Source organism: Arenibacter sp. P308M17 (genome assembly GCF_003426735.1).
Lineage (GTDB): Bacteria > Bacteroidota > Bacteroidia > Flavobacteriales > Flavobacteriaceae > Arenibacter.
On sequence record NZ_QVON01000006.1, the window covers coordinates 271,026 to 283,567 of the forward strand.

The following is a 12,542-nucleotide window of genomic DNA, read 5'->3' on the forward strand; positions in this document are numbered from 1 at the left end:
TAGTTGGGTTTTGTTACGAGCGTGATGCCTGTCTGCCGACCAAGGTAGGCTCGCGCCAACTGCTACTACTTCACCTGAAAATCCTTATGGATATTTTTGAGTCCCGTTTTGGCCACTTTTAGGGCCCTTAAAGTGTTTTTGGATTTTTGGGAGTGGGCTTCCATGCGCTTCAGCACATTCTTTAAGGTTTTGGTGGCCTCCACTATAAAAGGGCCCTTGTTGAGCATTACGCATTCTGCTTGGGCACTAATGGTGGCATCCGAAATTTCCGCCCTGGTGGCCATGCCCTTTTTGGCCATGGTGTCTAACACCTGGGTAGCCCAGATGACGGGTATCTGTGCCGCCTCGCACAACCATAATATTTGGTTCTGTACTTCGGAAATACGTTCAAAACCAATCTCCACCGCCAAATCGCCCCTTGCGATCATCACTCCTATTTTTGGTCTTTTCATGGCACTGAAGAGTATGGAAGGTAAATTCTCAAAGGCGGTCCTGTTCTCTATCTTAAATACCACTCCGGTATTCGTATCCCCCAATTGGTCCAGTTCCTCATAAAGAAAGGCTACATCCTCGGCATTTCGTACAAAGGAATAGCCCATAAGGTCCGAATTGGCACTAATGAAGGGCAATAGCTGCACATCTTCCGAAGTTAGGGAGGGCAGGTTAAGGTGGGTAACCGGTAAGTTGATGCCCTTCCCGGACCTTAATTTTTTCTTATGTGATTTTTTCACCACCAAGGATGCCGTTTCCTCGTTGAGGCTAATTACTTTGGCCTCTATGGCACCATCATCAAAAAATACAGGCTGCCCCGTTTTAAGGTCGTCAATGATCTGTGGTAGGGTAACTTCTATCAGGATGTTTTCCTTGGAAGTCGATATCTTTTTCTGTTTTCCTGAAGCATAGGGAGAGTTGGGCTTTATCAGCAATAATAGATCCCCTTTGCCAATCTTTACGAACGGAACGTTTTCCATTGGCGTAACGGTATCCATTTTATGGTAGATATTGCCAATTCTTATTTTGGGGCCCGGTAGGTCCATATAAATATGAATTTCCTTGGAAACGGATTTTATTTTGCCCAGGATCTTTGTCCAAAGTGCTTCATTGCCATGGCTCAGGTTTAAACGGGCAATGCCCATACCTGCCGAACGTAATTTCTCAAGTAGTTTTTTATCGGTGGCCGCTTCATCGGGCATGGTAACCATTATTTCCGTATCCCTGCCGCCACGATCCGATACAAAGAGGTCATTGGCGTGATCCCTCAATAGTTGTTTACTTTCCGTAAACCCTAGTGTGTCCCGTTCGGTGTCGCTTTCCCAAGTTTTTCCGTTCAATAATTTGACCAACTTAAGGGCGTTGGAGACATTTTCATAGACATATCCGGCTCCTGTTCCCAAAGAGGAAATCCCTATTTCGGACAGATCGCTCTGTAACTTGCGGATATCCACACTGCGAAGCAGTAAATAATGATAGAGGTTCTTGGCACTGAATCTAAATTGTGGGTGTACGGAATCAGCAATTTTATCCGCAGTGGCCTCATGCCTTATCAATTTGTTATAAATTGTTTCGAGTTCCCGTTCCAGTTTTTGAAGGTCCATATGGCATTTTTTAAAATATAAAAATACGCATATAAAACAGGGATACTTACCGTAGGAAATACAAAAAGAAGTTAAATTTTGTGTAAAAACAGCTGTTCTACCAAGGTATTGTACCGCTTTTGTGGTACGGCCCAAAAAATGTAGGTCAATTGCCGATCCCTATGGGGATACCGTAACTTCCAAAGGGTGTTGTAGCTGTTCTGAAAAGGCGTTCAAATACTGCTCCCATTCCGATTTGCCGTTAAATTGCCCGCTTTTTTTCCAGCCGAAACCGGCGTAGTAGGTTACTTCCCTGTTCTTGACTTTTAAATGGGCATAGGCATTGCTTAAGTCCTTCGCCGCTACATCATACTTTTCAAAATCCATGAAAGTGTCCTTAGGGGCAAGAATGGCCGTACCCAATTCCGAATCCCCATGGGGCTGCCAATAGCTTACCCATCCCTTTTCGGTATTCCCACTTACTTCTCCATCTTTTTCGTGTAGGGCTAGTCCCGCGTATATATCTTCTACCCCCTCTAAGCTGATATTGAATTTGGATAAATTTTGGCCCAGGTCCAAGCTTATGATTTTCGATTCTTTGATGGTCTTTCCATTGGCGTCCCAGGCTTCGTATTCCAAATAAAAACTGGTCCTTATAGGGCCGGTGGTAATGGTGCGCCATTGGGTATAGTTTTTGGAATAGTAAAATGTAGTGTCTACCTTGGCGGCAATACCGCCCACCCCGCGACTGGCACCTACATGAAAATCGTCCAGGCCTTCCCCGGTATCTTCATGGTAACTACCGGTTCCACTTAGTTCCTTTTTGTACCATTTGTCGATTATAGGATAGTCTACCCGCTTCAACCAGGCATCGACACCGCTGGAAAGGGTACCGCCCGGTATTTTATCCTCTACCATTTTCTGTGCGGTGGGTCCGTAGACCCTAAAGGCGACCTTGTTGTTTTCCCAAGTGTAATCATCCGTACGTTCCGGAACAAACCTGGAATAACACAATTCCTGTGCCTTGGGATTTTCCCCGGGTTCCACTGTAACTACTTCAAATTTGCTTTCCCCCTTCGCCGCCATCCTCGGCTGAAATAAGACTATGTCCATGGTACCATCGCCATCATTATCTACCGTTTGGATAATTTCAAGGGTATTGGTTTCCTTGTTCCTTAAACCAATAATGGATAGATCTTCCACCTTTAGCATGGCCTTGGTAAGTTCTACGGTCTCTGTAGTCCGCTCCCGGTCAAGAATATTTTTTACCGTTATGGTGGTGGGTATTTTTTTTTCGGAACAGGCAGTGGACAGCACCGCCAACACAGAAAATAGAACTGATTTGGTAAGTATTTTCATGATCCTTGTTTTAATTTTCATTTGCTGGTTTTCCAATGGTGGCCAATAGGCCCCCATCTACATAAATTATTTGTCCGTTAACGAAATTGCTGGCCTTGGAGCTTAGGAATATGGCAGCACCCTGCAGGTCGTCCGGATCTCCCCATTTACCGGCAGGGGTTCTGCCCACTATAAAATCATTGAAGGGGTGTCCGTCTACCCTTATTGGGGCGGTCTGTGTAGTGGCAAAATAACCAGGTCCTATGCCATTGACCTGTATATTGTGTTTGGCCCATTCGGTGGCCATATTGCGGGTAAGCATTTTTAATCCGCCTTTTGCAGCGGCATAGGCGCCTACCGTATTTCGACCCAGTTCGCTCATCATGGAACAAATGTTGATGATCTTGCCTTCCTTTCTGGCGATCATGCCCTTTACCACCTGTTTGGAGACGATAAACGGACTCACCAAATCTACTTTTATAACCTCTTCAAAATCGGCAACTTCCATTTCCTCCAAGGGAATTCTTTTAATGATCCCGGCATTGTTTACCAAAATATCGATATGGCCTATTTCTTTTTCAATTTTAAAAATGTTTTCCTTGACCTTGGCTTCATTGGTAACATCAAAAAGGAAGCCGTGGGCCTGTAACCCCAAAGCCTTGTATTCGGTAACGGCATTGTCCAATTTTTCGTGGGAGGAGGCCCCGTTAATGACCAGGGTGGCGCCTGCTTTTCCCAATCCTATGGCCATGGCTTTTCCAAGGCCGTGCGTAGCCCCGGTAATCAGTGCTGTTTTTCCTGTTAGATCGAATAGGTTTAATGACATATTGGTTATTTTAGATCTTTTATTTTGCAGTGGTCCATATCTCCGTAGTCCAAGTTTTCACCGGCCATTCCCCAAATAAAAGTATAATTGCTGGTTCCCGAACCGGAGTGTATGGACCAGGGTGGGGAAATTACGGCTTCATTGTTGGCCATCCAGATATGTCTTGTTTCTTGGGGTTGTCCCATAAAATGGCAAACGGCTTGCTCTTCAGGAATTTCAAAATAGAAATACACTTCCATTCTCCTATCGTGTACATGAGCGGGCATGGTGTTCCAAACACTGCCCGGTTTTAATTCCGTCATTCCCATTTGCACCTGACAGGTCTCTACCAGACTGTTTACGATCAATTTCCTTATAGTTCTGGCATTGGCGGTTTCCATAGCGCCCATTTCTACGATCTCGGCATCGGTCCGACTTATTTTTTTGGTAGGGAATACTTTGTGCGCAGGGGTGGAATTGAGGTAAAATTTGGCAGGTTTGTCCGCATTGTCACTACTGAAAGTGACCTCCTTGTTTTCTTTGCCAATATATAGGGCCTCTTTGTAGTCTAAATCGTATTTCCGGCCATTGACACTTACAGCTCCTGTACCGCCCACATTGATGATGCCGATCTCCCTCCGTTCCAAAAAATAATTCGATTTCAATGGGTCTATGGTGTCTAGCTTTAATGGGGTTTTAACGGGCATTGCCCCTCCAACTATATATCTATCAAAATGGGTGTACACCAAATTGATGGTATCCGCTTCCATCAAATTTTGGATTAGGAATTCTTTTCTCAGTCCTTCTGTGGTCAGCTCTTTGGTCTCTTTGGGAGAGCAGGCATATCTGACCTCATAATTATTTTTCATGATTCTAAATTATTAGGTTTTTAAAAAGTGGTGAGTATAGAAGTGTTTCTACACCAGTTCGTAAATATACTAAAAACCTATCAAAATACAATCGATTGTATTTATAAGTTTATATATTTGTGCAAGTCAACTTACTAATAATTGTGGAAAATAAAACTACCATACACGATATTGCCAGGGCCATGAAGATAGATGCTTCTACCGTTTCAAGAGCGTTGAACAATAGTCCAAGGGTGAGCCTGAAGACCAAGGACAGAATATTGGCAAAGGCTAATGAATTGGGGTATCAACGTAATGTGCTGGCTTCAAATCTACGTAAAAGCGTAAACAATACCATAGGGGTAATTGTACCGAGAATCTCACGTCACTTCTTTTCATCCGTAATTTCGGGTATAGAGGAAGCCGCCTATGATGCGGGCTATAATGTAATTATTTGTCAGTCCTTGGAACAGTTGGAAAGGGAGCGCAAGATTGTAGAAACTTTATTGGCCAATAGGGTAGCCGGAGTATTGCTGTCCGTTTCCATGGAAACCGTTAAATTCGACCATTTGTTGAATATGAAGAACAATGGGACCCCATTTTTGTTCTTTGACAGGCATTGTGGGATAGAGGGGGTTAGCAGTGTGCTTATTGATGACTTTCAAGGTGGATTTGATGCTACGGAGCATTTAATTTTAAAGGGATGCAGAAACATAGGGCATTTTTCCGGGCCCCAAGCATTGGCTATTTATAGGAATAGGACTGCCGGGTACATAAGCGCCCTGGAAAAACACAAAATTTCATATAGACCTGAATTGGTACTTCATTCAGGCCTTATGGAAAATGATGGAGAGGAAGGGGCAAGGACCTTGCTTTCTTTGCCATATACAGTAGATGGGTTATTTTCCGCCAATGATGTTGCCGCCATTGGTGCCATGAAGTATTTTAAGAGGGAAGGAGTAATAATACCGGATGAAATGGCCATTGTTGGGTTCAGTAACGAACCCGTTTCAGGGATAATAGATCCTTCCCTAACCACAATAGATCAGCCGGGCTTTGAAATTGGGCAGCTTGCCACCAGGCTATTGCTGGAAGAAATGAGCCGTACAACCATTACCGTCAAGGCCAAGACAACAATTCTAAAATCATCCTTAATTGAACGCGATTCCTCGAGAAGATGAAACTAAAAAGTCCGTGGATTAAAATACGAATGATCTGGAAGCAATAAAATAAAACCATAATATAAATAAATCCTATGAAACCATTTCTCATTTCCCTTCTTATTTGTTTGGCAAGCTGCCAAAGTTGGACCAAGAATAAAAATAATGAATTAGATAGTAAGGCTTTGGCCAGTATAGCTTCCTTTGACCTGGATGAGGAAATTAAAAACTGTGAGGCTCAATTAAATAGGGTTGTCCCCAAACTTAAAGATCTTACCAAACATCCAAGACTGATCGAGACCAACGAAACCGAATGGAAGGAAATTTCCAATGGGAGATTGGTTTGGACCTCAGGTTTTTATCCGGGAATCCTATGGTATATGTACGACCTTACCAAGGATCCAAAATGGAAAAATGAGGCTATAAAAAGAACAGAAGTATTTGAAGATTTTAAAACGATCAACGAGCACCATGACATAGGGTTTATGATGTTTCCTGCTTATGGCAACGGCTTTATATTAGGAAACAAAAAGGAGTATAAGGACATTCTCCTAACTTCGGCCAAATCCTTGGCCAGCAGGTACGATCCAAATGTTGGCACCATAAGATCTTGGTCCAATAAGATGCACCCGCGTTGGCAACAACATATTACCATAATCGACAATATGCTGAATTTGGAGCTTTTGTTCTGGGCCTCCAAAAATGGAGGTGATCAACGGTATTATGATATTGCCGTAAAACATGCGGAGACGACTATGGCAAATCATTTCAGGCCGGACTACACTTCATGGCATGTTATTGAATATGACACCCTTTCCGGAGATGTGCTGAACAGGCACACGAAACAAGGCTACGCCGATGATAGTAGGTGGTCTCGTGGACAGGCATGGGGAGTATACGGGTACTCCATGGTGTATAGGGAGACGGGAGATAAAAAATTCTTGGATTTTGTAGTAAAGTTAGCGGATAGGTATCTGGAACTTCTTCCTGAGGATTATGTGCCTTATTGGGATTTTGATGTGCCCAATAAAGAAATGGAAGAGCGGGACGCATCTGCCGCTGCCATTGTGGCTTCCGGCCTATTGGAGTTAAGTACTTTGGTACAGGATAAGAATAAACAAAAACAATATTACGATGCGGCTATACGGATGTTGGAATCCTTGAGTTCGGATAAATATTCAGGAGTAGGGAAGGCAGATTCCTTTTTGTTGCATTCTACCGGTGCAAAGTCCTTGGGCCATGAAATTGATGTAGCCCTGATCTATGCGGATTACTATTATATTGAAGCTTTGGACAGACTAAAGAAAATGGGGACGTACAATTAATGGATGTGTGTCCATCACGGAAGGGAAGATGAATCTTCTGTTTTTTACGATTTGCAGGCACTGCCACATAAGGGTTGTTAAACCTACTTATCTTGGCCGAGATTTACCGGTTTCGTCTTCTGTACAATATGGTCCATAATCATATTGGCATGGATCCTGGAGTTTTCTATAAACCATTTATGGGTTTCCATTCCCCCGCAAATTACTCCGGCCAAGTATAAATTATCGATGTTGGTTTCCATGGTCTTGGGGTCGTATTGGGGAAGTTTTTTCTGATCATCGGACAAATGGATCCCTATTTTTTCCAAGAAGGCAAAATTGGGCATATATCCGGTCAGTGCAAGAACAAAATCATTCTTCAAGCTTTTTAAACCGCTAGGCGTATCAAGGATAATTTCATCTTCCTTAATTTCCTGAACGGTGCTGTTGTAATGGACTTTTATATTGCCTTCCTCGATCCTATTGATAATATCGGGCCTTACCCAATATTTTACACGTTGGCCCACTTCCGGCCCTCTAATGATCAAGCTAACATCTGCCCCTTTCCTGTAACACTCCAGGGCAGCGTCTATGGCCGAATTACTGGCCCCGATGACCGCTACCTTCTGGCTGGAATAAAAATGGGGGTCCTTGTAATAATGGGAAACCTTTTTTAAATCTTCACCCGGTACGTTCATTCTGTTCGGAATATCGTAGAATCCTGTGGCAATGACCACATTGTTGGATACGTAAGTGTTCTTATCGGAAACAATGTGGAAGAGCCCTTCCGTTTTATTGATCGAATTTACTTTTTCAAACAGGGCAATGTTAAGTTGATTGGAGGTCACTATCCGTCTATAATATTCCAAAGCCTCATTTCTTTTAGGTTTCGCCTCTATGCTGATAAAAGGAATTTCATCGATTTCCAGTTTTTCGGAAGATGAAAAGAACTGCATGTTGAGGGGGTAATTGTATAAGGAATTAACGATACATCCCTTTTCAAGGATTAAATAGGATAATCCTCTTTTTTTGGCTTCCAGGCCACAGGCAATGCCAATGGGACCACCACCTACGATTATTACGTCCCAAATTTTCATTATCCTACTATTTTTTTGAGTTCCTTAATGGTCAGGGCCGGATTGTTACTCTTAAATATGAAACTCCCTGCCACTAAAATATCCGCCCCTGCATCTATTAGTTGCTTGGCATTTTCAGAGGTAACGCCCCCATCGACCTCAATTAGGGTATGGGCACTTTTCCTGTTGATGAGTTCCTTTAGGGCCTTTATTTTTTGATAGGTATTTTCAATAAACGATTGTCCACCAAAACCAGGATTTACACTCATAATACATACTAGATCGATATCATTGATAACATCCTCCAGTACATTGATATTGGTATGCGGGTTTAATGCCACACCTGCCGCCATTCCTTCGGCTTTTATGGCCTGTAAGGTACGGTGTAAATGTGGACAGGCTTCATAATGTACGGTCAGGTTGTTGGCCCCCAATTTGGCAAAGGTCTTAATATAGCGATCCGGATCTACAATCATAAGATGTACGTCCAAGGTTTTGGTGGCATGGGCCGCAATTGCCTTTAGGACGGGCATTCCAAAAGAGATGTTGGGCACAAAAACCCCATCCATAATATCAATATGGTGCCAATCGGCCTCACTGTGGTTTACCATTTCAATATCGCGCTGTAGATTGGCAAAATCGGCGGCCAGAAGGGAAGGGGCAATAATTTTTTTGTCCATTATTTTTATAGAAATTATTTCTACAAAGGTAGTGAAATGATATGGTTTATAGGAATTGGCGAGTGCGTTTATGAGTGTGGGACCAGTAGTTGGTTTTAGGAATATATGCTCTTAATACCAGCGTTTCTTTTTCTTTTTGGAGGCAACGGACTTCCTGCCCTTTTTATATTTGCTGCCCTGTTTTTTGTGCACCTGTGGTTTGGCCTTGGGATCCAAGGGATATGGGTGGTCCTCAACAACCTGGATGTGTTTTTGCATCAGTTTTTGAATAGTGGATACATATCCTTTTTCATCCGCGGAACAAAAGGCATAGGATGTCCCTGTATTCCCTGCTCTTCCCGTCCTTCCTATACGGTGCACATAGGTCTCCGGTACATTGGGCAGGTCAAAATTGATAACGGCATCCAGTTCTTCTATATCCAATCCTCTGGCCGCGACATCCGTGGCTACCAAAATGTTGGTTGCTCCTTGTTTAAATTTACCCAATGCTGCTTGTCGCTCGTCCTGAGACTTGTCCCCGTGTAGGCTATCTACCTTGAAATTATTGTTGCGAAGGGTTTTTTCCAATTTTTCCACTCCGTATTTTGTACGTCTAAAGATGAGGATATTGCCCTTTATGGTATTTCTTAGCAAGTAGAGACAGAGTTCTATTTTATTGGGTTTTGGAGTATAGTACAATAATTGGTTCACGGTGGCCGCTGCCGAAGAAGTGGGGGTTATGGCTACTTTCTTGGGATCTTTTAATATTGTGTCTGCCAATTGTACCACTTTAAAGGGCATAGTGGCCGAAAAAAGGAGGGTCTGTTTTTCATTGGGGCAAAGACGCTCTATTTTTTTTACGTCATCAATAAATCCCATAGCTAGCATCAGATCGGCTTCATCCAGCACCAATGTCTCCACATAATCCAAATTTGCCTTATCTTGTTTGTGCAGGTCCAATAACCTGCCCGGTGTGGCCACCAAGATATCCACTCCCTTTTTTAAAGCGGCTATTTGTGGTTCTATCTTTGTACCTCCGTAAATAACGGCCGATGTTAAATGGGTATATTTTCCATAATCCAAGAAGCTTTCATGGATCTGCGAGGCCAATTCGCGGGTGGGGCTTATAATCAGGGCTTTAATTTTTCTGCCTTTTTCCGAAGTTTCCTGCTTGTCAAATAAGAGCTGCAGTATGGGCAGGGCAAAAGCTGCAGTCTTGCCCGTTCCTGTTTCGGCAGAGGCTATAATGTCATTTTTCTGTAAGACCAGGGGGATGGCAATTTCCTGAATGGCAGTTGGGTCGTCATAGTTTTTTTCCGCGACAGCTCTCAGGAGATGTTTATTAAGCTTCAATTCTTTAAAATTCATAAGGTTTAGGTAGTGATGTGTACAAAGGTAAGCTAAAATGGCAAGTCAGGCGCTGGGATGGTCTACAAGCTTAAGAGACCATGGGCCCTTAAAGTTTGTAGAGGCTTGGAATACCAGAACAGTTCAAAATTTTCAAAATGCGATTGAAAATCGGTTTTAAGCTCGTCAAAAGTGGCGATTTTTCCATTAGCACCTAATCTATTGGCCAAGGCGTCCTTTAGCCATTCCCCATGCTCCTTGTCTACGGTAATGCAGATAGGGCCTGCCTTGTCATGAAATGTCATTTGGAGCAATTCCCAGGTATTTCCTTTCTTGGATTTAGTAAGTGTTTCCGTAATGGGGGTACTTCCCAGCCAGATTATTTTGGCATTGGGTTTGGTGCTTAGAAAGGGCTCTTCTACAAGGGCATTTTCTATAAAGTTGGGGGCAATGGTGGTTTTGGGTATTTTAAAATTGAACCATTTCTGCAAGGGGTGGTCCAAACAAATGCCGTGCATATAGTTAAAAAGGGATTTTTTTAATCCATGGCCAAACTTTTCGTGATCTATACCAGTGGTATCCCTATACTGGATGTCATTATTGGCAAAAGTGATGGGCTGATAGTCCGGTACAATATGGTAATCCTCGGGATTGAGACCTACCGGGCTGTGGGCGGTAAGGGTAAATTGATGCCAGAAGCCCGATTGTAGTATCCCCAATTGAAACATTTGCCTTACCATTTCCAGGCTATCTACGGTTTCTTGGACCGTTTGGGTAGGGTAGGCGTACATAAGATAGCAATGCACCATAATACCTGCCTCCGTAAAATTACGGTTCACCCTGGCCACCTGTTCTACGGTAACCCCTTTTTGGATCAGGGCCAACAATCTGTCCGACGCCACTTCCAGTCCACCGGAAACGGCAATACAGCCCGATACCCTTAGTAATTTGCAGAGGTCCCGGCCAAAGCTTTTTTCAAACCTAATATTGGTCCACCAGCTAACGCTTAACTTCCGTTTTATTATTTCAAGTGCCAAGGCCCTCATCAATGCTGGGGGAGCGGCTTCATCAACAAAATGAAATCCTGTTTCACCGGTTTGTGCAATGAGCTCCTCCATCCGGCCTACCAATAGTTTGGCAGTTAGGGGTTCATAGATTTTTATATAATCTAGGGAGATATCACAAAAGGTGCATTTGCCCCAATAGCACCCATGTGCCATGGTAAGTTTGTTCCAGCGGCCATCGCTCCATAGGCTGTGCATGGGGTTGGCGATTTCTATGACAGAGATGTACTTGTCCAGTAATAGATCGGAATAATCCGGGGTACCTACCTCGCTCTGTCTGTAATCTGTCCTTGGGGAGAGATTATTGTAAAATACCGTACCGTCCTTTAATAAAAAGGTTCTTTTTAATAGGGCGGCACTATCTTCGGCTAGTGGGTCCAGGCAATGGGCCGTCAACAGTTCCAGGGCAAGCTCTCCATCGTCCAGACTAATGAAATCGAAAAAATAGAATACCCGTATATCCGAGACCGATCTCAATTCCGTATTAGGAAATCCCCCACCCATGGTTACTTTGATTTTGGGATAGTTCGCCTTTATAAATTGGGCAGCTCTAAACGCGCTGTACAGGTTGCCCGGGAAGGGAACGGAAAAGCAAACCAACTTGGGATTCACAGTCCCGAGGGTTTTGGCCAAAATATCCAGGGCCAATTGGTCTATATAAGTGATTTCACTTTGTAAATGCCGGTAGAGTTCATCAAAGGAATTGGCGCTTCTTCCCAAGCGTTCCGCGTAACGGCTAAAACCGAAATTTTCATCAACACATTCTACGATAAAATCGGACAGGTCTTCCAAATATAAGGTAGCCAGGTGTTTGGCCCTATCCTGATGCCCCATACTCCCGAAGGCCCATTCCAAATCGTCCAATTGATCAAACCTCCCTGCCTGGGGCAAAAAGTAGGGAGTACAGATTTGTCTGGCAAAGGTGGCATTATGGCCTTGTAAAAAGGAAACCACGGAATCTATGGTATTTAAATAATCCTCCTTTAGTGCGTTTATTCTTTGGCAGTTGTTGGATCTTATGGAATTGTTGGTCCAGGCCAGGTCAAAAATATTCCTAAGTCCGTTTTTGGAGAAAATTTCCAATATAACCTCTATGCCCAGATCCATTTGAAAGGCGCTTATTCCCTTGGTATTTAAAAAACCTTTTAAATAGGCGGTTGCCGGATAGGGAGTGTTCAATTGGGTAAAGGGAGGTGTTATTAAAAGGAGGTCTTTCGCCATGGAATGTTTGTGTACAGTGATACAAAGATAGGAGTGTTTTTTGTTGAATATGGAAAAGACTTGTTAGGAATTATAAAATGCATAAACAAAAAAACTCCGGTAATCAGCCGGAGTTTATTCATCAATCAAAAAACGAACAGTCATGA

10 protein-coding genes are annotated in these 12,542 nt (G+C 43.3%); 2 read left to right on the forward strand and 8 right to left on the reverse strand.

Annotation, left to right across the window (positions count from 1 at the left end; genetic code table 11):
• Positions 1 to 65 precede the first annotated feature (65 nt).
• From D0S24_RS15690 to kduI, 4 genes are all read right to left on the reverse strand, one after another.
• Positions 66 to 1,595, reverse strand: coding sequence for a pyruvate kinase (locus D0S24_RS15690; protein ID WP_117020768.1), 1,530 nt, complete (start codon positions 1,593 to 1,595; stop codon positions 66 to 68).
• A gap of 159 nt (positions 1,596 to 1,754) precedes the next feature.
• Positions 1,755 to 2,933: a DUF4861 family protein gene (locus tag D0S24_RS15695; protein WP_117020865.1), complete on the reverse strand. Its 1,179-nt coding sequence runs from the start codon at positions 2,931 to 2,933 to the stop codon at positions 1,755 to 1,757.
• A gap of 10 nt (positions 2,934 to 2,943) precedes the next feature.
• On the reverse strand, positions 2,944 to 3,738 hold the full coding sequence (locus tag D0S24_RS15700; RefSeq protein WP_117020769.1) for a gluconate 5-dehydrogenase: 795 nt from the start codon (positions 3,736 to 3,738) through the stop codon (positions 2,944 to 2,946).
• Between the two features lie 5 nt (positions 3,739 to 3,743).
• Positions 3,744 to 4,586, reverse strand: coding sequence for a 5-dehydro-4-deoxy-D-glucuronate isomerase (gene kduI, locus D0S24_RS15705; RefSeq protein ID WP_117020770.1), 843 nt, complete (start codon positions 4,584 to 4,586; stop codon positions 3,744 to 3,746).
• A gap of 143 nt (positions 4,587 to 4,729) precedes the next feature.
• Here kduI and D0S24_RS15710 point away from each other — a divergent pair, with 143 nt between their 5' ends.
• Both D0S24_RS15710 and D0S24_RS15715 read left to right on the forward strand, forming a co-directional pair.
• The gene (locus D0S24_RS15710; RefSeq protein ID WP_251795804.1) at positions 4,730 to 5,746 is read left to right on the forward strand and encodes a LacI family DNA-binding transcriptional regulator; all 1,017 of its coding nucleotides are present in this window, start codon (positions 4,730 to 4,732) and stop codon (positions 5,744 to 5,746) included.
• Between the two features lie 74 nt (positions 5,747 to 5,820).
• Complete coding sequence (locus D0S24_RS15715; RefSeq protein ID WP_117020771.1) at positions 5,821 to 7,050, forward strand: glycoside hydrolase family 88 protein; 1,230 nt, start codon at positions 5,821 to 5,823, stop codon at positions 7,048 to 7,050.
• An 83-nt stretch (positions 7,051 to 7,133) separates the two neighbouring features.
• On the opposite strand, the gene D0S24_RS15720 is transcribed toward D0S24_RS15715, so the two are convergent.
• The 4 genes from D0S24_RS15720 to D0S24_RS15735 all read right to left on the reverse strand — a co-directional run bounded on the left by D0S24_RS15720 (position 7,134) and on the right by D0S24_RS15735 (position 12,396).
• A complete protein-coding gene (locus D0S24_RS15720) occupies positions 7,134 to 8,126 on the reverse strand; it encodes a YpdA family putative bacillithiol disulfide reductase (RefSeq protein ID WP_117020772.1) in 993 nt (330 codons plus the stop codon).
• Positions 8,126 to 8,785, reverse strand: coding sequence for a ribulose-phosphate 3-epimerase (gene rpe / locus D0S24_RS15725; protein ID WP_117020773.1), 660 nt, complete (start codon positions 8,783 to 8,785; stop codon positions 8,126 to 8,128). Before rpe ends, D0S24_RS15720 begins: the two co-directional genes overlap by 1 nt.
• Before the next feature lie 111 nt (positions 8,786 to 8,896).
• Positions 8,897 to 10,132, reverse strand: coding sequence for a DEAD/DEAH box helicase (locus D0S24_RS15730; protein ID WP_117020774.1), 1,236 nt, complete (start codon positions 10,130 to 10,132; stop codon positions 8,897 to 8,899).
• A gap of 62 nt (positions 10,133 to 10,194) precedes the next feature.
• Positions 10,195 to 12,396 (reverse strand): radical SAM protein, encoded by a 2,202-nt coding sequence (locus D0S24_RS15735; protein ID WP_117020775.1) that lies wholly within the window; start codon positions 12,394 to 12,396, stop codon positions 10,195 to 10,197.
• Between the last annotated feature and the right edge of the window lie 146 nt (positions 12,397 to 12,542).

Coding starts and splice junctions, on each gene's coding strand:
- D0S24_RS15715 (WP_117020771.1), top strand. CDS start 5,821: ATGAAACCATTTCTCATTTCCCTTCTTATTTGTTTGGCAAGCTGCCAA.
- D0S24_RS15735 (WP_117020775.1), bottom strand. CDS start 12,396: ATGGCGAAAGACCTCCTTTTAATAACACCTCCCTTTACCCAATTGAAC.
- kduI (WP_117020770.1), bottom strand. CDS start 4,586: ATGAAAAATAATTATGAGGTCAGATATGCCTGCTCTCCCAAAGAGACC.
- D0S24_RS15690 (WP_117020768.1), bottom strand. CDS start 1,595: ATGGACCTTCAAAAACTGGAACGGGAACTCGAAACAATTTATAACAAA.
- D0S24_RS15720 (WP_117020772.1), bottom strand. CDS start 8,126: ATGAAAATTTGGGACGTAATAATCGTAGGTGGTGGTCCCATTGGCATT.
- rpe (WP_117020773.1), bottom strand. CDS start 8,785: ATGGACAAAAAAATTATTGCCCCTTCCCTTCTGGCCGCCGATTTTGCC.
- D0S24_RS15695 (WP_117020865.1), bottom strand. CDS start 2,933: ATGAAAATACTTACCAAATCAGTTCTATTTTCTGTGTTGGCGGTGCTG.
- D0S24_RS15730 (WP_117020774.1), bottom strand. CDS start 10,132: ATGAATTTTAAAGAATTGAAGCTTAATAAACATCTCCTGAGAGCTGTC.
- D0S24_RS15700 (WP_117020769.1), bottom strand. CDS start 3,738: ATGTCATTAAACCTATTCGATCTAACAGGAAAAACAGCACTGATTACC.